The sequence below is a fragment of the Candidatus Limousia pullorum genome (genome assembly GCF_057405065.1).
Genome location: NZ_CM171614.1, coordinates 347,550 through 367,813, shown reverse-complemented (window position 1 = coordinate 367,813; position 20,264 = coordinate 347,550). Strand labels below are relative to the sequence as shown.

The window sequence follows — 20,264 nt, the reverse complement described above, 5'->3', positions numbered from 1 at the left end:
TAGAAAAAATACAAAAAGACTTGAATTTTATTTCATTATATGGTAAAATTAACAAGCTTTGATTTTTCCCTTTTCTGATTTTTAAAAACTGAAAAGGGAAAAGTCTTTATTATATATTTTTTTGCAATAACCGAAACGGAGCTGATATAAATGGAAACTGTAAACAACAAAAGAGCGGCGGGAATACTGATGCCTATATCATCTCTGCCGTCACCCTATGGAATAGGAACAATGGGCAAGGAAGCAAGAAACTTTGCAGATTTTCTCAAAAAATCCGGACAGAAAATCTGGCAGATACTGCCTGTAGGCCCAACAAGCTACGGCGACTCACCTTACCAGTCATTTTCCACCTATGCGGGAAACCCATACTTTATCGACCTTGAAGCATTGTGGGAAGAGGGACTTTTGAAAAAGAGCCTTATCGAGTATTTTAACTGGGGCGAACATGAAAATTACGTTGATTACGAGAGAGTTTACAAGTGCAGATTTGTTGTGCTTGAGGACGCCTGCGCAAGATTTTTCGGAAACAAAAACAATCCGGAAAAGGATGCCTATGAAAGCTTCTGCGAGAAGAACAAGGACTGGCTTGAGGACTATGCACTTTTCATGTCAGTAAAGGCTGAGTTTGAAAACAAGGCATGGACAGAATGGGACGACGAGGAAATCCGTCTCAGAAAGCCTGAGGCTTTGGCAAAATACAGGGTTAAGTGCGCAGATAAAATTCTTTTCTGGAAATTTGTTCAGTTTAAATTTTATCAGCAGTGGGAAAAATTCAGAGGCTATGTAAACTATCTGGGAATAAAAATTCTGGGCGATATGCCTATTTATGTTGCTATGGACAGCGCAGACACCTGGGCAAACCCGGATGTGTTCTGGCTTGACGAAGAGGGCAAGCCGGTGCGTGTTGCAGGATGTCCGCCGGATTATTTTTCAGCTAAAGGTCAGCTTTGGGGAAATCCTCTCTATAACTGGGATTACCTGAAAGAAACCGGCTATGAATGGTGGATAAAGCGTGTAAAGGCGGCAACCGAGCTTTTCGACATAACAAGAATAGACCACTTCCGTGCTTTTGATACATACTATGCAATTCCGTATCCTGCCGAGGACGCAGTAAACGGCGAATGGCTCAACGGCCCCGGAATTGAGTTCTTTGAAAAGCTTAAAGCAGAGCTTGGTGACCCTGAGATTGTTGCAGAGGATTTGGGTTCACTTGCAGACAGCGTTTATGTGCTTTTGGAAAAAAGCGGTTATCCCGGCATGAGAGTTTTCGAGTTTGCTTTTGACGGAGACGACCGCAACGGATATCTGCCACACAACTACTGCGAAAACTGCGTTGCCTATACAGGAACCCACGACAACGATACACTTAGAGGCTGGTTTGAGAAAGAACCTGCTCTCACATTGGGCAGAATTTACAGCGAATGTTATCCCGATAAAGTTCCTGAAATAGAAGAAGAGGAGCCGAAGAAAACCAAAGAGGAAATCGAGAAGGAAGAAAGAGAAGCAAAGGAATTAAAGGAAAAGCTTGAAAAGCTTACTCCAGAAGAGCTTGAAGAGTATAACAAAAAGCTTGAGGAAGAGAAAAAGAAAAAAGAGCGTGACCGCAGACTTACTATAAAATACAAGCAGGACGCAAAGCTTGCAGAGGATTTGAAGCTTTCCGACGAAGAAGTTCTTGACATGATTCTCACAGCCCTTTATAATTCAAAGGCAAACACAGTTATAATTCAGCTTCAGGATATTTTGTGGCTGGGAAGCGAAGCAAGAATGAATACACCTTCCACCTTGGGCGACAACTGGAAGTGGAGAGCAAGCAGAGAATATCTCACAGATGAAATAGCTGAGCGTTTAATGAACTATGCTAAAAACTCAAACAGAATATAACACTTCGATGTGTGGTTTGATTACTTTTGTGAGGTAATAAACAGGGTGAAATTGTGATGTATTCTGAAAATTTTATTAAAATTAGTTGACAATTATGAAAAAATATATTATAATTTAACACAGTTGAAGACATTTCAGGTGTTTTTAACACTGAACATTCTTTTCATCATTTTTTTCATTCTTCCTTGTTTTATTTTTATGTGCCCATCCCGCAAATTGGCACATAATTACAGATTGTATTGTCGTGAAATACATCTGGTGAGAAACGGAGAAACCGCAGGCAGTAGGTCTGCGGTTTTCTTTTTATATAAAAAATTTATTTTAAACACCGAAAAATTGATTTTTTCTGCGTAATCTATTATTATAAGAGTGAATAATAAGTCAGGGGTGAGAAAATGGCGGATAAAAACAACGAATTGATGGAAATGATTTACAAAGCGAAAAACAATTCCCGTGAAGCGGACAACCTTGTGCGCCTTTACATGGGTTTTATAAAGTCTGAAACCACAAAGTTTTTAGGCAGAGAGGCGGTGCTGGGTCAGGACGATGAGCTGAGTATTGCCATGATTGCTTTTCATGAAGCGGTGCTTGACTACAGCCGTTTTAAAGGGCCTTTTATAAATTATGCTCGTTTGCACATTAAACACAGGCTTATAGATTTTTACAGAAAAGAGAAACGTCACCGTGGCTTGATTTCTCTTGATACGGAAACGGAATACGAGGACAGTCCCGCCCTTGTTGATACTTTGGAGGAAACAAAAAACGAGCTGGAGGAGTTTAAGGCTTTAAGCGATACAAAGGCGGAAATTAAGGAGTATTCCACCCAGCTTGAGAAATTTTCCGTTGATTTAACAGAAATCGCCGAAAACACCCCAAAGCAAAAAAGAACATTAAACGCCTGCTTTAAAGCTTTGGAATACATGGTAAACGACAGCCGCCTAATGGAAAACTTTCTTAAAACAAGAAAAATCCCCATAACGGAGATTTCAAAGAACACCAAGGTGGATAAAAAGACTTTGGAACGCCACAGAAAATACCTTGTGGCAATTACTCTTGCTTATACCAACGGATACGACATTATCAGAAACCACATTAAGGGAATAAACCCTAAAAAGGAGGGAGAAAATCCATGAAATATCTTGTAATGGAACGACACGAAAGCTATGTTATTGTCCTTGACGAAAACGGCAGATTTTTTAAGGTTGCAAATATGGATTATGCTCCCGGCCAGACTTTGACAAAGGTTGTGCCAATGGAGGATATAAAAGCTAAAAGAAAAAAACGAATGGGCTTTTTGGCTCTGTTTATAGCGTTGATTGCCATTGTGGGAATAGGGGCATGGTTTTTACTGTTTTCCGGGGTTATTTCCGGCGGCGGTGACTCAAGGGTCTACAGGTTCTATATGGGCGGAGATATTGCGGTCACCTGCGACAGCGAAAATAAGGTGACAAAGATTGAGGGTCTTGACGAAACGGGAAAGGCAGTTTCTCAGGTTGATATAGAAAATAAAAATATTACGGATATATCTATCGAGCTTCTTGAAAAGGCTTACTCAATGGGTTATCTTAACGAGGACAGCGAGATTTTTGTGGCTATTGAGAATGAGTATAACGACGACAACCCTGCCCTTGAAAGAGCGGCGGACAGCCTTGAAAATTACGCCGAGGAGAAATACGATATAGAGGTTGAAAAATCATCTTGGGATGATTATCTTAAAGATACATCAAATCAAAAATATCAAATAGATGATTAAATAAAAAAATTTAAAAAAATTTTTATGAGACCCCGATTTTAGAAAATTTTCTGCGTATTCTTTTTATGAAAACAAAATAAAACAGTTTTTCAAATAAAGAAAGCGAGGAATTGATTATGAAAAAAACATTATTTAAAAAGACAGCGGTTTTGGCAGTGGTATTGACATTGGCGGTTTCTGTATTTGCAGGCTGCGCAGGTTCACCGGCGGCTACAGAACCACAGCCAACAACACAGAACCAGGTTGAAACAACAGCTGAAAGCACTTCAAATACACAGACAACAGGCGAAATCTCACTTGAAGAGGCAAAGACAATAGCTTTGGAATATGTGGGAATATCACCCTCAGACACAGATATCTACAAGGCTGAGCTTGACGATGGAGTTTATGAAATCGAATTTATCTACGACAACTTTGAACACGAGGTTGATGTAAGTAAAACCACAGGCGAGGTTGTAAGATATAAAAAGGATGCAAACTACATGGGCAACGGAGACAGCCAGACAGCTCAGAATGAGATTGACTTGGAAACAGCCAAAAAAATAGCCTATGAGTACGCAGGTGTTTCAGCGGAAAACGTGACAATGTATAAAGAACAGCTTGACGACGGAGATTACGAGATTGATTTTTCCGACGGAACCTATAAGTATGAGGTTGACGTGAGAAAAGCAACAGGCGAAGTTGTAAAGTTTGATAAAGAAACCATTAACAACATCCCTTCATCAACAAGTGCTGGCTCAATAAGCTTTGACGAGGCTCTGAACATAGCCTATAACCATGCAGGAATTTCAGCGGACGCAGTGACCAAAAAGGAAATAGAGCTTGACCACAACCGTTATGAAATTGAGTTCAAAGCAGACGGCTATGAGTACGAATATGAAGTTTCCCTGGACGGAACAATTTTAAAATCCGAAAAGGACAGAGATTTCTTTTAATAGTTAATTATAAAAATATAACCCATGATTATGTTTAAATCCATAATCATGGGTATTTTTATTGAGTAAAGTTTTTAATACTCATTGCAAACCTGGAAAATGTAGAATTTCAGGTAATATGACTCGTCAGCCGCCCAGAGTATTGGATGGTCTGGAGCCTGTGTTCTGAATTCAACCTGACGGAGTCTCTTGTGTACATTTTTTGCCGCCTGACCGATTGTCTTTGTGAAAAGCTCGTAGGTCATAAAGTGGGAGCATGAACAGGTGACTAAAAATCCTCCGTCCTTAACAAGCTTCATGGCTCTTAAATTTATCTCTCTGTAGCCCTTTGTGGCGTTTTTAACTGAGTTTTGAGACTTTGCAAATGCCGGAGGGTCAAGTATAACCACGTCGAATTTTTCGCCCTTTTCCTCAAGCTCAGGAAGAAGCTCGAAAACGTCACGGCAGATAAACTTAACCTTGTCGGAAAGTCCGTTAAGCTCTGCATTTTTTGTTGCCTGTTCAACTGCAAGCTCGGAGGCGTCAACGCCTAAAACACTTTCAGCTCCCGCAATTCCTGCGTTGAGAGCAAAAGAACCTGTGTGGGTGAAGCAGTCCAAAACAGATGCGCCCTTGCAAAGCTTTTGAATTGCAAGACGGTTGTATTTCTGGTCAAGGAAAAATCCGGTTTTCTGACCGTTTTCAATGTCCACATGATATTTAACACCGTTTTCGGTTATGATAACGTCTGTGTCAAAGGGCTTGCCCAAAAATCCCTTGGTGCGTGGCATTCCCTCCAAAGACCTTACCTTTGCGTCGCTTCTCTCATAAACTCCACGGATTTCAATTCCGTCCTTTTTCATTTCTTCCACGAGAAGTGACATTAAAAGCTTTTTGTGAATGTCAATTCCCAGAGCCAAGGACTGAACCACCAAAACATCGGAAAACTTGTCAACAACAAGTCCGGGGAGAAAATCTGCCTCGCCGAAAATCACACGGCAGCAGGAGGTGTCCACAGTCTTTTTGCGGTACTCCCATGCGTTTCTAACTCTCTCACGAAAAAAGTTTTCGTCGATTTCAGCTTCAGGATTTCTTGTAAGCATTCTAACTCTGATTTTTGAATTGCTGTTTATAAAACCCTTGCCCATTGGGTAATCGTCAAAATCCAGCACATTTACAATGTCGCCGTTTTTATAATCCCCTTTAACCTTGGAGATTTCGTTGTCAAAAATCCACATTCCGCCGGATTTTAAAAGTCTGCCTTCGCCTTTTTTTAATATTACGTTTGCCATAAAGCTCAATTCCTCTTCTTTTTTCTTTGTTCTGATTATAACATAAATTTCAATAAAATAACAAGGCGTACATTAAATATGATTTAATATAAATTTCTCGATTGCTAAAGCCACGCCCTCGTTATCGTTGGAAGCGGTTATGTAACCGGCGGCTTTTTTTACTTTTTCCGAGCCGTTTTCCATGGAAATCCCAAGACCTGCGTATTCAATCATTGCAAGGTCGTTGTCGCCGTCGCCTATAGCTATCATCTCTTCGACTTTAATGCCGTAAAGCTTGCCCAAAAACTCCATAGCTGCCGCCTTTGAAACACCGCTGTTAAAAAACTCCAAAAACTCAGGCTTTGAGGTGCAGAATGTAACCTCATTAAAGCTCTCATTTTGTAAAGCTTCCTGAAAGCTTTTTATCTTTTCCGTATCGTCGTACCAGAGAATTTTTGTAACGCCCTTTTTCGCAAGAGCTTCTTTACTGTCAATCAAAATGGGTTCAACTCCGGAAAGCCTTTTGTATTTGTTTACCCTTTCGTCAATGCGGTTCACAAAAAGCCGGTTTTCGCACCAAAGACAGATTGTGACGGAGCGTTCCTCTCCTAACTTTAAGATTTTTAAAGCGTCATCTTTTTCCAACGCTTTGTGGAAAAGTATTTCGCTGTTTTCGGGATTTACAATCATAGCCCCGTTGTAGGTGATTGCAGGAAAATTAAGGGGCAGAAATTCGCCGTATTTTAGTATGCCCTGAATTGGTCTGCCTGAGGATACGGTAAAAACAACGCCCATGTCAACAGCCTTTTTTATGGCTTTTGAGGTTTTAGGACTTATTTTTCCATCACTGTTTAAAAGAGTCCCGTCCATATCTGCGGCAATAAGTTTGTATTTCATATAATCACTTCATTTTCTTTTGTTGATATTTTCATTATACCATAAAATCAAAAAAAGTTTTAGTTGTACATTTTATATTTATATTTTATAGAAAATTTAAAATCCGCAGTGTGTTTTTGCAGACTGCGGATTTTTTTGGTGGACCTGGAGGGGTTCGAACCCTTGACCTCTCGGATGCGAACCGAACGCTCTCCCAGCTGAGCTACAGGCCCATTGCTTTTATATTTTTATATTATATCACTAATTTAGAATTTGTAAATTCAAAAAATAAACCCCAATGTGAGCGAGCCATTCCAAAGACTAAATAAAAGGTTTCGCCCGCCTTGAAATGGGGTTGATTTTTAAAGAGAAGTTTTGCAAGGCGGAGTTAAAAGACGAAACATAATGTATGTGTCGGTGTATGTGTTGTCTGGGTTTTTGTATCCGCCGGGGACGGTTGCTAAAATCTTAAAGCCCAAACGCTGATAGAGCTTTATCGCCGCATAGTTTGTGCTTACAACTGCGTTGAACTGTATTCCTCTGAATCCCGCCTTTTGCCCCTCTGTTATGGAGTCCTCAACTAAAAGTCTGCCGAGACCTTTGCCTCTTGCGCTTTTGGTGAGTCCGTAAGAGCAGTTTGCTATGTGTCCGCAGTTGCCTGCGTTGTTGGGATGAAGAATGTATATTCCAATCATCTTATCGCCATCAAAAAGACAGGCGGTTCTTGTCTGGCTTTTGAAAAACTCGTCAGCTTCCGTTTCTGTAAAAGGCACGTTTTGCGGAAAGCTGTTTTGCTCCTCAACAACCTCGTTCCAGATTGCGGCTGCGTCTTTCAGATATTTTTCTTCATAAGGAATGATTTTGTGATTTTCGTTTTGGGTCAACTTTAAGACTTCTTTCCTTTTTAATTTAATGTTATTTATCATCGCTGCTGCGAACTTTTTTAAAGTAGATGATTACACCTACAATCAAAAACAGCGCTATTATAACTCTGTATACAATGGCTGCCGTGCCGGAAAACAGGTCGGCGGTCATAAGCTGGTCGGCAAGACTCCATCCGAACATGAAAAATAACAGCAGACTTATATAATAACAAAACTTGTGTACCGTTTTACCCATATAGACAAGATAAATTCCTATAACTGCCCATACTGCGGTAAAAAGATAACCTGTAAATTGATCCATGTAATTCCTCCGGATTTATTATTATTTTCTGTATCTTCTGCCCCTTAATGTTTCTAAGTCATCATCGTCATCGTCAAAATCAACATAAAGGTCATCGTCGTCGTAATCGTCGGGGAGTTCTTCCTCTTCTTCCTCATCATCCAGCATATCGTCGTCGAAGTCGTCGTACAAATCAACCTCTTCTTCGTCCTCGGTATCCTCGTCTGTATTATCATCGTCGTAATATTCCAAGTCCTCGTCGGTGATTTCTACGTTTTCCAGCTCGTCTGCTTCGTTCTCGTCCTCATCGTCGAACTCGCTGTAAAGCAGGTCCTCATCATCTATGCTGTATTTAGATGCGCCCTTACTGTTTTCTTCAAATCTGCTGCTCTTTTTAGGAGCGACAGGTTCATCGTCAATATAGGTTGATGTGATTTCCGGTTCTTCTGTTTTTTCGGTATAACGCTTTTTCTTTGTTGAAGCTATAACAGAATCGAAATCCTCGGAGTCATCCTTGTATCTTGGCTGACGTCGTTTTGGTTCAGCTTTCTTTTCTTTAACAGGAGTTGACTTTTTGGCTTTAACAGGTTTTTTGCCTGAATTGCCTTTGTTTTTCTGAGAGGTGAAATAAATAAAGAGAAAATACAGACAGAAAACAAAGCTTCCGATGTAATTCAAAACAGTCATAACCTGATTTGTAGGGAAAAGCTGATTTACAGGGTAGCTTAAAAGAGTCCAGATACCCTGATATGCCATATAAACACCGAAAGGCTTAAAAAACGGGTACTTTCTGAACTTTGGCATAAAAAGAATTATTGCGGAGATAAAATACATTACCGCACATATGATTGTAAATATTATCATAATGAAAATCTCCTTTGTCTGCGAATAATAGCTGTAGTTTAACAGACTACTAAATAAATACTTTATGTTAATTATATCTTTGTTTAACAGTGGTTGTCAATCGGTTTTTATTGTAATGTGTCAAAAAATATCATAAATCATTAAATATGGTGATATACAGCATTTATCGGATTTACTTTTCCTTATATGAAAGAAAGGTGAATAGAAAATGAATATTAAAAAATTTAAAATAAACACTTGACTTTTGCTGACTTTAATGGTACATTATAGATGTAGTTAGCACTCGGGTTTATAGAGTGCTAATGAATAACGGCGATTGATTTGAGGTGAGTGAAATGCAGCTTACACAGAGAAAACAAAAAATCTTATCCGCCGTTGCAGAAAACTATCTGATGACCGGTGAACCGGTGGGCTCCAAGTTTCTTCAGACCGAAACGGATTTGAATGTATCCTCGGCAACAATAAGAAACGAGCTTGCGGACCTTTCCGCAATGGGTTATCTTGAACAGCCTCACACTTCCGCAGGAAGAATCCCCACTTTGATGGGACTTAGGTATTATATAGATAACCTCATGGAGATAAAGCCCATAAACCCCAGGGTTGCAGAGTACATCACAAGGTCGCTGGAGTCGCATTCTGAAGCTCCTGAAAGCATATTGTCCGAAGCCTCAAAGGTTGTGGCAACGGTCACGGGACTTACAGCGATAACCACAACGCCTCCTTCTGAGGACGTGAGAGTTCACAGACTCCACTTTGTACAGACAGGAAGGCACACGGGAATGACGGTGCTTGTGACCTCCTCGGGAATGATTAAGACCCAGCTTTTCAGAACAGAGTTTGTTTTAACTCCTGAAATGCTCAGGGTGTTTGATGCGGCTTTAAACGAGTGCTTTGCGGGAATGCCCCTTGAGGACATCACCATTCCCTTTATCCAGACCACGGCGGCATCATTCGGAAATCTTTCATTGTTTATGCCAAGCGTGCTGGTTTCGGTAAGTGAAGCGGCTCAGCAGGCGACAAAAACCCAGATGACAGTTTCCGGTATGACTAATCTTATGTTCTCCGGCGGAGAATATATGACAGATGTAAGGGCGGCAGTTAGTTTTTTAAACGACAGAGAAAGACTCTCTGAACTGCTCCATACAAAGGTTTCCGAAAACCGTATATTTATAGGTGAGGAAAGCGGAGAGCCGGAGCTTAAAAACTGCTCGCTGGTGGTATCGAGATACGATATTGCAGGCAGAACGGCGGGAGCCGTAGCAGCGGTAGGAATAGGAAGAATTGATTTTGCGGCGGTTATGTCGGTTGTAAAGTTTACAGCAGAGAAAGCCGGAAATCTTATAAATGAACTGGTTGAAGTTTAAAAGTTAACTATAATATATAAATAAAAATCCCTTTCATTTTAAGGAGATGAAAACATGGGTAAGAAAAAAGAAGAGAAGAACACCGAAGCTCAGGAAACCAAGGTTCAGACTGAGGCTGAGGCAAATCAGGAGCCTGTGGAAGAAACACAGGACAAAAATGCAGAAGAGCTTAAAAAGGCTCAGGACGCATTGGCGGCTCAAAAGGACAGCTATTTAAGACTTGCCGCAGAGTACGACAACTACAGAAAGCGCACTCAGGCGGAAAAGCTTTCAATTTATGACGACGCTACCGCAAAGGCAGTTGAACAGCTTTTGCCTGTAGCAGACAGCCTTGATATGGCACTGATGAATATGGGCGACGCTCCGGATGAATTTAAAAAAGGACTTGAGCTTGTAAAAAATCAGCTTGCCGCATCACTTGCTAAATTAAAGGTTGAGGTTTTCGGAGAAGTTGGAGAAGAGTTCAACCCGGAAATTCACAACGCAATTTCCACAGCGGAAAATGCAGAACTTGGTAAAAACACAATCTCTCAGGTTTTCCAGAAAGGTTACAAAATAGGAAACAGAGTAATCAGACACGCAATGGTGCAGGTTGCCAACTGTGACTGATAAAAATTAAACAGACAACATACTAATTTATGATATAAGTATTATCGGGAGGAATTTATTATGGCAAAGACAATAGGTATAGATTTAGGTACAACAAACTCTTGTGTAGCAGTTATCGAAGGCGGCGAGCCTGTAGTTATCCCTAACGCTGAGGGTTCAAGAACAACTCCGTCAGTTGTAGCATTTAAGGGCGGCGAGAGACTTGTAGGTCAGGTTGCAAAGCGTCAGGCTATCACAAACCCTAACACAGTTTCTTCAATCAAAAGAGAAATGGGCTCCGACTACAAGGTAAATATCGAGGGCAAGAGCTACACACCACAGGAAATTTCCGCTATGATTCTTCAAAAGCTTAAGGCTGATGCAGAAGCATATCTGGGCGAGAAAGTAACACAGGCAGTTATCACAGTTCCTGCATACTTCACAGACGCACAGCGTCAGGCAACAAAGGACGCAGGTAAGATTGCAGGTCTTGACGTTAAGAGAATTATCAACGAGCCAACAGCTGCGGCTCTTTCATATGGTATAGACAAGGAAAAAGACCAGAAGGTTATGGTTTACGACTTGGGCGGCGGTACATTCGATGTATCCATCATTGAGATGGGCGACGGCGTTCAGGAAGTTTTGGCAACAGCAGGTAACAACCGTCTCGGCGGCGACGACTTTGACCAGAGAATTATCAACTGGATGATCCAGGGCTTTAAGTCAGAAACAGGCATCGACCTTTCAGGCGATAAGATGGCTATGCAGAGACTTAAAGAAGCTGCTGAAAAGGCAAAGATTGACCTTTCAGGTATCACAACAGCAAGCATTAACCTTCCATTTATCACAGCAGACGCAACAGGTCCTAAGCACCTTGACATGACTCTTACAAGAGCAAAGTTCAACGAGCTTACTTCAGACCTTGTTGAAAGCACAATGGGTCCGGTTAGACGTGCTCTCTCCGACAGCGGACTTCAGATCGGCGAAATCGATAAGGTTTTGATGGTTGGTGGTTCTTCAAGAATTCCGGCTGTTCAGGAAGCTGTTAAGAACTTTATCGGCAAAGAGCCATTCAAGGGCATCAACCCTGACGAGTGCGTTGCAGTAGGTGCTGCTATCCAGGGCGGCGTTCTCGGCGGCGAAGTTGAAGGACTTCTCCTTTTGGACGTTACTCCGCTTTCACTTGGTGTTGAAACAATGGGCGGCGTTATGACAAAGGTTATCGACAGAAACACAACAATCCCAACAAAGAAGAGCCAGATTTTCTCAACTGCTGCTGACAATCAGACACAGGTTGAAATCAACGTTCTCCAGGGTGAGCGTGAATTTGCAAGAGATAACAAGCAGCTCGGTCTCTTTACACTTTCCGGCATTGCTCCTGCAATGAGAGGTGTTCCTCAGATCGAAGTTACATTTGATATAGATGCTAACGGTATCGTTAACGTATCCGCTAAGGACCTTGGCACAGGCAAGGAGCAGAAGATTACAATCAGCTCTTCAACAAACATGTCCAAGGACGATATCGACAGAGCAGTTAGAGAAGCAGAGCAGTATGCAGCAGAGGATAAGAAGCGCCGTGAAGAGGTTGACGCTAAGAACGAAGCTGAGAACATGGCATATCAGGCTGAGAAGCTTGTAAACGAGAGCGGCGACAAGATGGATGCTGCCGACAAGGAAGCTCTCAAGACAAAGGCTGCTGCTGTTAAGGACGCTATCGCTAAGAACGATAAGACAATGATTGACGCTGCTAAGGAAGACCTCCAGAAGAAGCTCTATGAGGTTTCTTCAAAGATGTATCAGCAGGCTGCTCCACAGCAGAACCCACAGGGCGCACCTGACATGGGCAACATGGGCGGCAATCCTTACGGCCAGGCTCCAAACGGCGGCGCACAGCCAAACGGAAACGTTTATGACGCCGACTTTACAGATGTTGACGGTCAGAACTAATTGATTGAAAATACTAAAAGGCGGCGGCAGTAATGCTGTCGCCTTGACTTGTGATTTAAGATAAAATAAAAAATCTTTAAAAATACTTGACAGACAGCGGTGTTATTAAATATATTATTATAGGTCTGACATTGTCAGAGTCAAAACCTTGTTATGGTTTTACGGTGCAAAACGACTGCATTATTTTTTAAAAGTTAGGTGAGAAATTTGGCAGATAAAAGAGATTATTACGAGGTTCTGGGTATCAATAAGGATGCCTCAGAAGATGACATAAAAAAAGCTTTCCGTAAAATGGCTAAAAAATATCACCCTGACCTTAACCCCGGTGATAAAGAGGCGGAAGCTAAATTTAAAGAGGTAAACGAAGCCTACGAGGTTTTGTCGGATAAGGAGAAAAGGGCAAGATATGACCAGTTCGGCCATGCAGGAGTTGACCCCAACTTCGGCGCAGGCGGAGCAGGCGGCAGTCCTTTCGGTCAGGACATTGACCTTGGAGATATATTCAACAGCTTTTTCGGAGGTTTCGGCGGATTTGGCGGCAGAAGAAGCGCAAATCCTAACGCCCCTGTCCGTGGCACTGATGTTGAAACAACAATTTATATTTCTTTTGAAGAAGCTGCAAAGGGCGCTAAAAAACAGGTTAATTACAATCATATTACAACCTGTGACGAGTGTAACGGCACAGGCGCACAGAAAGGCACTTCACCGAAAACCTGTCCAACCTGCGGCGGCTCTGGTCATGTTACAATAAATCAGAGAACACCTTTCGGCGTTGTTCAGACCTCAAGAGTCTGCGACACCTGTAAGGGCAAGGGAAGAGTTGTTGATAACCCATGTAAGAAGTGCGGCGGCAACGGCAGAGTTAAGAGAAACGGAACAGTTGACGTTACTATTCCCGCAGGTATCAATGAGGGTCAGATTTTAAATGTAGCCGGAAGAGGCAACAGCGGTACAAACGGAGGCCCGGCAGGCGACCTTCATGTATATATAAATGTAAGACCTCACCCGATATTCGAGCGCCGTGGTGACGATGTATGGTGTGAAATCCCGATTACATTTGCTCAGGCGGCTTTGGGTGCAGAAATCACCGTTCCTACAATCGACGGAAAGATAAAGTACAGCGTTCACGAGGGAACACAGCCTAACGATATCTTTAAGCTTAAAGGCAAAGGTATTCCGCATCTTGGCGGAAGAGGCAGAGGCGACCAGTATGTTAAGGTCACAATCGAAGTTCCTAAGAACCTTACAAATGCTCAGAGAGAGCTTATTAAGAAGCTTGACAACTCAACGGGAGAGAAAAATTATGCCCGGAGAAAGGGCTTCTTTGAGAAGATAAAGAGAATGTTTGAAGAGAACTGATACATTTGCATAAACAGACGCCATGTAAGAGATTATAAAAATAATTGTTTCACAACATGGCGTCAATTTTGTATATAATAAAATCGTTAAAACAGACAGAAAGGAAGAGAGGCATGGAGTGGACAGAGATAAATATTTCAGTTTTGCCCCAGGATGCGGATAAGGCTGGAGATATTGCCCAGATGGTTGTACCTTACGGAATTTATATTGAGGACTACACAGGACTCGAGGAGCAGGTTCAGGAGATTGCGCATATTGATTTGATTGATGAGGAGCTTCTGCAAAAGGACAGAAGCCGTGCAATTATCCACGTTTATATAAGCCCAGAGGAAAATCCCGCAGAGGCTATTGCTTTTCTCAGCGAAAGATATACAGCAGAGGGTATCGACCATAAAATCGAAACAAATGGCTGTGAGGAAGAGGACTGGCTCAATAACTGGAGACAGTATTTCCACCCAACACCAATAGGAGAGAAGCTGCTTATCCGTCCTACATGGAGAGATAACTACGATGCAGGCGAAAGAATTGTTTTGAATATTGACCCGGGTCTTGCTTTCGGTACAGGCAACCACGAAACAACAAGACTCTGCCTTGAAACCTTGGAAAAATATATCCACGGCGGAGAAAAAATGCTTGACGTTGGCTGCGGAAGCGGTATTCTGGCTATTGCAGGTCTGCTTTTGGGAGCTAAAGAGGCTCTCGGTGTAGATATCGACCAGATGGCAGTAAAGACAGCAGAAGAAAATGCAGAAATCAACGGAGTTGCCGACAGATTTAATGTTGTGTGCGGAAACCTTACAGATAAGGTAAGCGGAAAATACGACGTCATCGCCGCAAATATTGTGGCTGACGCCATTATCATGCTTTCATCAGGGGTTAAAAACTTTATGGATGAAAACACAGTTTATATTATGAGCGGTATAATCGACACAAGACGTGACGATGTGGTAAATGCAATTAAAAATGATTTTGAAATCGTTGAGGAAATCGCAGACAACGGCTGGGTATGCCTTGTGGCAAATGCAAAATGATAGTTTTTAAGAAAATAAAAGTGGTTTATATGTAAACGAACTGTTATTTTTGTACATCATTATAATTTTGTCAAACACTTATCACATTGATATAATAATATATACGTTGTTGAAGAAATTATAAAACGGTCGGAGGTTTCAAAAGTGAAGAAAAACAACAAAAGAGATACTATAAACCTGTTCTTTTCAGCGTTTCTTGTAACCGCTTATGTTATTTGTTCATTTTTCTTTTCTCAGCTGGCATCTACAATGAATCCAAATATGAGCGGAATTATAAATGTTTTGATTTATTCCGTTTTCGGTGTGATTCTTTTCTATGCCACAAGAGTGGGAGAGGGCAAACAGGTTTTGCGTTTCAGTCCAATGACCCTTGTATTTCTTGTTCTTCCAACATTCTACATAATTTTGGCTTATCTTATTCCGGCAATGCCTTTCGGAAGCGCTATTGCTGAAAATGCCCTGATTATGACTGTGGCTGCTGTGGCTTTCGGTTATGGTTTGCCTTATACTTTTGTCAGCGGATATGAAATCGCTCCGGAAGAGGAAGAGCAGCAGGAAGAAGAAAATGCTGTAGCACTTCTGGAGGATAAGACAGCTTCTGAGGATAGCACTGAGGAAACAGAGGAAGCTCAGGCAAGCGAAGAAGAGATGGCTGACTTGGAAAATACAGAATATTTTCCGGAAGAAGAACAGGAAATCCTCGGCGAGCAGGATATGCTGGACGCAGAGAACAATGCGGAAGAAGCAGCTTTCTATTACGGCGAAGAAGCTGAAAAAGAGGAAAGCTCTGAGGACAGCGATGAAGCAGAGGATGAAAAGTCAGAAAAAGTTGACTAAAATTCTCCTGTGTGCTTGATATTTTAAATTATTGGTGTATTATTGTTAGAGTGGCAATACGACTGGTAATTTAATTTCTCTAAAACTTAATTAAGAGAAAATAAAACCATAGGGAGCGAATTGCCCGTATGGTTTTTATTTTCCCGTTTTGGAAATTTGATTATGTGTGTATTATAGGGTATAATAAAGAAAAGTAAAAAAATTCGGAGGGATTAAAAATGGGTTGTACTCACGATTGCTCAAGCTGCGGAGAGAATTGCAGCGGAAAGACAAACAGCCCCGAAAGCCTTATTGAAAAGCTTAACGACCTCAGTTCCGTTAAAAAGGTAATTGCGGTTGTTTCAGGTAAGGGCGGAGTAGGCAAAAGCATGGTTACTTCCATGATGGCTGTTACATTTAACAGAAGAGGTTTTAAAACAGCGGTTTTGGACGCAGACGTAACAGGCCCGTCAATTCCAAAGGCTTTTGGTATTAAAGGCAAGTGCCTTGGAAACGAGTTCGGTATAATTCCAAGAACATCAAAGACAGGTATCGACGTTATGTCAGTAAACCTTTTGCTTGAAAACGAAACAGACCCGGTTATCTGGAGAGGTCCTGTTATTGCAAATACAGTAAAGCAGTTCTGGAAAGACGTTATCTGGAAGGATGTTGACTACATGTTTGTTGATATGCCTCCAGGAACAGGCGATGTTCCACTTACAGTTTTCCAGAGCCTGCCTGTTGACGGAATTATCGTTGTTACATCACCGCAGGATTTGGTTTCCATGATTGTTGGAAAGGCTGTTAAGATGGCAGAAATGATGAACGTGCCGATTTTGGGTATCGTTGAAAACTACAGCTATTTCATGTGCCCTGACTGCGGCAAGAAGTACAGCATTTTCGGCGAAAGCCACATTGACGAGATTGCCAAGGAATACGGCACAGACGTTTTGGCAAAGCTTCCTATTGACCCTGATATGGCAAAATGCGCCGATACAGGTACAGTAGAGCTTTATCCGGGAAATCTTTTGGAAGAAGCAGCGGATATTATCGAGAATAAACTTAATAAATAAAACAGCTAAGCCGGCATCATTTAAGATGCCGGCTTTTAATGTTAAAAAAGAAGATTTATGAAGAAAATATGGTTTGCTGTTTTATCACTTGCTGGAAATTGCAATCTGAATTGAGGTTGCGTCCTTGATTGATATTACTCCATCATTGTCAACGTCTGCAAGGTACTCATCAAAGAAATCTGTTTCCTGCAATAATTCCACAATGTGCTTTTGTATAAGTGTAACGTCCTCAATTTCAAGGGAACCGCTGTGGTTTACATCTCCCTTTTCATACTGAGCAAGTCCGTCAAAAGCGGAAATTGCTTCTGAAAGGAGCTGGGTAATTGTATCAATTTTTCCCTGATTTGCAAGAATTGAAGTTTCCTGATTTTCAGCAGGTGAAAGAACAATTTTCAGAATATCCAAAAGGTCTGGGTAATCGGAGGAGGCAGGATTTTTAATTATTGAATTTGCCTTATTTATAAGATCATCCATTGCAGAGGTGTCTGTGTCATAAAGTCCGTCCCAGAGGATTTCATAAACTGTAAAGCTTTCAGCTGTAGAACTGTTGATTTTAATTCTGAATTTTGAAGCTGTGCAGGAGTCAAAGGTAATTTTGTGTCCCTCTGTTCCCTGTACGTCACAGCGGTAGTTAAAATCTGTAGCTGCGGCGATTTCTGTCCATACTCCGTCGATTTCAGCTTCCGCACTCATATTTAAAGTGAATTTATCTGATGAGGAGGCAAGGAGTGTAAGTCCTGTAGCGTTGAGATTTCTTCCGGAAAAATCAAGTGTCAGATAAGCAGGATTTTCACTGTCTGTAAAGGAAACGGTCATTCCTGTTGAAATCTGTCTGTCTGTAAGATATGCTGTGTTTCCCAAAGATACTGTGAGATTTTCGGCTTCTGCGGCAGGTGCGTTCTCCATTGGGTTTTGTGAGGAGGTAAATTCCTCTATTGCAGTTTCTATCTGCTCAATCAGTACAGGAATGTCATCTGCTGTTACAAGTCCTGCGTCAAGCTTTTCCTTTATCTCATTTGTAACAGCATTAAGGCTGTCAACTGCGTCCTGAGAAAATTCTCCGCCCTTATCGCCTATGAGAACCTGTGATACAAGCTTTTCCGCCTGAGCTATTGCGTCTGTAAGTGGCTTAAATTCTGTAACTATGTATCCGTTTGGACGCATAAGGTGCATACAGATTTTATCTGACCATGAATGATATGCGCTGTTGATTTTTACTCTGAATTTCATGGTGGTAACAGGTTCGGTGAGAGTGATTTCAACCTCTTCTTCTGTTCCGCCTGAGGTTTGCCATGGTACTTCAATATTTTCCTGTGCAGTTACCCACTGACCGTCCTTGAAATACTCAAGGCTGATATTTTTTACTGCCTGGTCTTTTGGCCACCAGCCTACAAGTGTCAATGACTCTATCATAACCTCGTTGCCGTAGTTGTATACGATGTATGCGTCCTGCATGTTGTCGCTTCCGGGACCGAAGTCAAAATCTCTCATGGTCGGAGCTGTTTCGCTGTGGGGCGGATTGTCCACAAGATAGGTTGTGCTTCCTCCTCTTACCTGAAGATTTTCAAGGGTTATTTCAGGGATGTTAAGAGGTTTTTTCTCATCTCCGTCTGCCGCCAAAAAGCTTTGACAGGACATAACCAAAAGCATTATGGCTATCAATGATGATAAAACCCTTTTGGAAGTTTTAAAAGCTTTCATTTGTACAATCTCCCTTCATTATATCAAGTCGCCAAGGATGTTGTATCCGTCGGTGTATTCTATGTTGTTGGCAAGTCTTGCTGTATCGCCGTTTCTTGAAGAGAGTCTCAAAGCAAGTCTGTAGCCTCTGCCGTTTTCCGGACGCTGAAGCTCTATTGTCTTTTCAACGGTTGAGCCTGACTGAAGCTCTTCAAGACTGCAAAACTCACTGCTGCTTACCGGGTTTCCGTCTGCGTCCAGAAGCACAAGCTCGATTTTATCAAGTGTAAGAGGTGCGGCAAAACCGTAATTCTTTAATGCTACAGTGGCGGTAACAGTGTCGCCGTTTACAACCGCTGAAGCTTTTTCGGCTTTCAGATAATAGCCCAAATAATCCTTTATATAATCAAACATGGTTCTCGGGAGATTGTTTCCGTTTTCATCAAGGAACCAGCTTTCATCGTAGAGAAGTCCGTTTTCGTCAAGGATATTTTGGTTGATATACTCTGTTTTCCAGTACTCCATTGAGTAGTATCCGTCTTTTTCCTTGTAGTTGTGGGTAAGGCTCAAGGATGTAAAATGATGCTCTGCCATTCTCTTTGCCATTTTTATGGAGCTTATGTAATCTCCGCCGATTTCACCTTTGTAATAATCGTTGGCGCTGCCCCAAATCATCTCTCCGTCAACGGGAACATAACAGCTTTCCTCTGACATCTGCTGATATCTGTCTGACTGAGGGTCACTGCCTGCTGTGTTCCAGCCGTGAAGATTTCCAATAAGGAAGTCGTCGTGGAAACCTATTCTGTCATAGTCAGGGTCGTCTTTGCTGAAATTATCTGTCTTTATATAGCTGTATCTCACCTGTACATATAAGTCGTCGGGAGTGTTGTCCATAATGGCGTCAAGGATTTTTTTGTAGTCAACTCTTGACATTGCGCCTGAGTCCCATTCTCCCCAGGCTCCTACACAGCCTGCCTGCAATACGGAAATCTGGTCACGTCTTTCTTCTATAAATGGTGCAAGCTGTTCCCAGTGTCTTACAACCATGTCGTCCTCTGGTTCCTGGGAAAGCGGGTTTGTGTCGTCGGAAATGTAGGCAAATCTCAAAACCGCCTTGAGATTGTTTTCTTCCAGCATGTCGAAATATCTGTTCATGTTGTCAAAAGCGGTTTGGTCAAGCTCCTTGTCCTTGTAGCCTGTAAGGTAGAAATAAACCTGCACAAGGGTTGGATTGTCGGACTTGTACTTGTCGATTTCGTCCTGAAGCTGCTGGAATGCGTCCACATCCGCATATTCAAAAAGGCTCATTCCTGTGGCAACGTCCAGATATACCTCCATGCGAAGTCCTCTGTCAGGGTTTGCGGACATCAATTCGGTGGTTTTATCGCCGGTGAGTCCCTCGGTGGAGAACTCGTAGGTTTTGCTGTCCGGTATCTTGCTCTTATAGGCAGCTTGTATGCCGGCAATGGATATGCTTGCGGTCAGTACAAGGGCTACAGCGGCGGCAAGAATTTTAGATACTTTAGTTTTCATTGTTTACCGTCCTTTCTTTTAGTTGTTATCTATATATTATCATTTAAGTGATGAAAAAACTTATACAATACGGTGTAAATGTAAGGTCAGTTATAAAATATGGCAGAGATTTCGCTTACCTATTGATTATTTCCCGTGTTTATGATA

General features: G+C 41.8%; 18 protein-coding genes and 1 tRNA gene. 11 read left to right on the top strand and 8 right to left on the bottom strand.

Annotation, left to right across the window (positions count from 1 at the left end):
• Positions 1-150 precede the first annotated feature (150 nt).
• The 4 genes from malQ to CGICJO_RS01670 all read left to right on the top strand — a co-directional run bounded on the left by malQ (position 151) and on the right by CGICJO_RS01670 (position 4,572).
• Positions 151-1,884 (top strand): 4-alpha-glucanotransferase, encoded by a 1,734-nt coding sequence (gene malQ / locus CGICJO_RS01685; protein ID WP_486499397.1) that lies wholly within the window; start codon positions 151-153, stop codon positions 1,882-1,884.
• A gap of 395 nt (positions 1,885-2,279) precedes the next feature.
• Positions 2,280-3,017, top strand: coding sequence for a sigma factor (locus CGICJO_RS01680; protein WP_087378476.1), 738 nt, complete (start codon positions 2,280-2,282; stop codon positions 3,015-3,017).
• On the top strand, positions 3,014-3,637 hold the full coding sequence (locus tag CGICJO_RS01675) for an anti-sigma-I factor RsgI family protein (protein ID WP_486499396.1): 624 nt from the start codon (positions 3,014-3,016) through the stop codon (positions 3,635-3,637). Before CGICJO_RS01680 ends, CGICJO_RS01675 begins: the two co-directional genes overlap by 4 nt.
• 116 nt (positions 3,638-3,753) lie before the next feature.
• Complete coding sequence (locus tag CGICJO_RS01670; protein WP_486499395.1) at positions 3,754-4,572, top strand: PepSY domain-containing protein; 819 nt, start codon at positions 3,754-3,756, stop codon at positions 4,570-4,572.
• A 74-nt stretch (positions 4,573-4,646) separates the two neighbouring features.
• On the opposite strand, the gene CGICJO_RS01665 is transcribed toward CGICJO_RS01670, so the two are convergent.
• The 6 genes from CGICJO_RS01665 to CGICJO_RS01640 form a co-directional block, all read right to left on the bottom strand.
• Positions 4,647-5,843, bottom strand: coding sequence for a class I SAM-dependent rRNA methyltransferase (locus CGICJO_RS01665; RefSeq protein ID WP_486499394.1), 1,197 nt, complete (start codon positions 5,841-5,843; stop codon positions 4,647-4,649).
• A 72-nt stretch (positions 5,844-5,915) separates the two neighbouring features.
• Positions 5,916-6,719, bottom strand: coding sequence for a Cof-type HAD-IIB family hydrolase (locus tag CGICJO_RS01660; RefSeq protein ID WP_486499393.1), 804 nt, complete (start codon positions 6,717-6,719; stop codon positions 5,916-5,918).
• A 136-nt stretch (positions 6,720-6,855) separates the two neighbouring features.
• Positions 6,856-6,931, bottom strand: a tRNA-Ala gene (locus CGICJO_RS01655).
• 129 nt (positions 6,932-7,060) lie between these two features.
• Positions 7,061-7,582, bottom strand: coding sequence for a GNAT family N-acetyltransferase (locus CGICJO_RS01650; protein ID WP_486499392.1), 522 nt, complete (start codon positions 7,580-7,582; stop codon positions 7,061-7,063).
• A 31-nt stretch (positions 7,583-7,613) separates the two neighbouring features.
• Positions 7,614-7,883, bottom strand: coding sequence for a hypothetical protein (locus CGICJO_RS01645; protein ID WP_486499391.1), 270 nt, complete (start codon positions 7,881-7,883; stop codon positions 7,614-7,616).
• 21 nt (positions 7,884-7,904) lie between these two features.
• Positions 7,905-8,726, bottom strand: a complete 822-nt coding sequence (locus CGICJO_RS01640; protein WP_486499390.1) for a hypothetical protein — start codon at positions 8,724-8,726, stop codon at positions 7,905-7,907.
• Positions 8,727-9,061: 335 nt separating this feature from the next.
• Between CGICJO_RS01640 and hrcA the strand changes: the two genes are divergently transcribed.
• The 7 genes from hrcA (at position 9,062) to CGICJO_RS01605 (ending at position 16,904) form a co-directional block, all read left to right on the top strand.
• Positions 9,062-10,090 carry a heat-inducible transcriptional repressor HrcA gene (hrcA, locus tag CGICJO_RS01635; protein ID WP_486499389.1) on the top strand — a complete coding sequence of 343 codons (1,029 nt, stop codon included), beginning with the start codon at positions 9,062-9,064 and terminating at the stop codon, positions 10,088-10,090.
• A gap of 54 nt (positions 10,091-10,144) precedes the next feature.
• The gene (locus CGICJO_RS01630) at positions 10,145-10,699 is read left to right on the top strand and encodes a nucleotide exchange factor GrpE (protein WP_486499388.1); all 555 of its coding nucleotides are present in this window, start codon (positions 10,145-10,147) and stop codon (positions 10,697-10,699) included.
• A gap of 60 nt (positions 10,700-10,759) precedes the next feature.
• Complete coding sequence (gene dnaK / locus CGICJO_RS01625; protein ID WP_486499387.1) at positions 10,760-12,625, top strand: molecular chaperone DnaK; 1,866 nt, start codon at positions 10,760-10,762, stop codon at positions 12,623-12,625.
• A gap of 207 nt (positions 12,626-12,832) precedes the next feature.
• Positions 12,833-13,984, top strand: coding sequence for a molecular chaperone DnaJ (dnaJ, locus tag CGICJO_RS01620; RefSeq protein ID WP_087378454.1), 1,152 nt, complete (start codon positions 12,833-12,835; stop codon positions 13,982-13,984).
• A 113-nt stretch (positions 13,985-14,097) separates the two neighbouring features.
• The gene (prmA, locus tag CGICJO_RS01615) at positions 14,098-15,015 is read left to right on the top strand and encodes a 50S ribosomal protein L11 methyltransferase (RefSeq protein WP_486499386.1); all 918 of its coding nucleotides are present in this window, start codon (positions 14,098-14,100) and stop codon (positions 15,013-15,015) included.
• Between the two features lie 144 nt (positions 15,016-15,159).
• Complete coding sequence (locus CGICJO_RS01610; protein ID WP_486499385.1) at positions 15,160-15,852, top strand: hypothetical protein; 693 nt, start codon at positions 15,160-15,162, stop codon at positions 15,850-15,852.
• A gap of 218 nt (positions 15,853-16,070) precedes the next feature.
• Complete coding sequence (locus CGICJO_RS01605) at positions 16,071-16,904, top strand: Mrp/NBP35 family ATP-binding protein (RefSeq protein WP_087378448.1); 834 nt, start codon at positions 16,071-16,073, stop codon at positions 16,902-16,904.
• 84 nt (positions 16,905-16,988) lie between these two features.
• Here CGICJO_RS01605 and CGICJO_RS01600 read toward each other — a convergent pair whose 3' ends face one another.
• Positions 16,989-18,605, bottom strand: coding sequence for a dockerin type I repeat-containing protein (locus tag CGICJO_RS01600; protein ID WP_486499384.1), 1,617 nt, complete (start codon positions 18,603-18,605; stop codon positions 16,989-16,991).
• Positions 18,606-18,623: 18 nt separating this feature from the next.
• Entirely contained in the window at positions 18,624-20,117 is a 1,494-nt protein-coding gene (locus tag CGICJO_RS01595; RefSeq protein ID WP_486499383.1) for a DUF4874 domain-containing protein, read from the bottom strand.
• Positions 20,118-20,264: the final 147 nt, after the last annotated feature.

Excerpts from the sequence above, each read along its gene's own strand:
- malQ (WP_486499397.1), top strand. The coding sequence starts at position 151 with ATGGAAACTGTAAACAACAAAAGAGCGGCGGGAATACTGATGCCTATA.
- CGICJO_RS01680 (WP_087378476.1), top strand. The coding sequence starts at position 2,280 with ATGGCGGATAAAAACAACGAATTGATGGAAATGATTTACAAAGCGAAA.
- CGICJO_RS01675 (WP_486499396.1), top strand. The coding sequence starts at position 3,014 with ATGAAATATCTTGTAATGGAACGACACGAAAGCTATGTTATTGTCCTT.
- CGICJO_RS01670 (WP_486499395.1), top strand. The coding sequence starts at position 3,754 with ATGAAAAAAACATTATTTAAAAAGACAGCGGTTTTGGCAGTGGTATTG.
- CGICJO_RS01665 (WP_486499394.1), bottom strand. The coding sequence starts at position 5,843 with ATGGCAAACGTAATATTAAAAAAAGGCGAAGGCAGACTTTTAAAATCC.
- CGICJO_RS01660 (WP_486499393.1), bottom strand. The coding sequence starts at position 6,719 with ATGAAATACAAACTTATTGCCGCAGATATGGACGGGACTCTTTTAAAC.
- CGICJO_RS01645 (WP_486499391.1), bottom strand. The coding sequence starts at position 7,883 with ATGGATCAATTTACAGGTTATCTTTTTACCGCAGTATGGGCAGTTATA.
- CGICJO_RS01640 (WP_486499390.1), bottom strand. The coding sequence starts at position 8,726 with ATGATAATATTTACAATCATATGTGCGGTAATGTATTTTATCTCCGCA.
- hrcA (WP_486499389.1), top strand. The coding sequence starts at position 9,062 with ATGCAGCTTACACAGAGAAAACAAAAAATCTTATCCGCCGTTGCAGAA.
- CGICJO_RS01630 (WP_486499388.1), top strand. The coding sequence starts at position 10,145 with ATGGGTAAGAAAAAAGAAGAGAAGAACACCGAAGCTCAGGAAACCAAG.
- dnaK (WP_486499387.1), top strand. The coding sequence starts at position 10,760 with ATGGCAAAGACAATAGGTATAGATTTAGGTACAACAAACTCTTGTGTA.
- prmA (WP_486499386.1), top strand. The coding sequence starts at position 14,098 with ATGGAGTGGACAGAGATAAATATTTCAGTTTTGCCCCAGGATGCGGAT.
- CGICJO_RS01605 (WP_087378448.1), top strand. The coding sequence starts at position 16,071 with ATGGGTTGTACTCACGATTGCTCAAGCTGCGGAGAGAATTGCAGCGGA.
- CGICJO_RS01600 (WP_486499384.1), bottom strand. The coding sequence starts at position 18,605 with ATGAAAGCTTTTAAAACTTCCAAAAGGGTTTTATCATCATTGATAGCC.
- CGICJO_RS01595 (WP_486499383.1), bottom strand. The coding sequence starts at position 20,117 with ATGAAAACTAAAGTATCTAAAATTCTTGCCGCCGCTGTAGCCCTTGTA.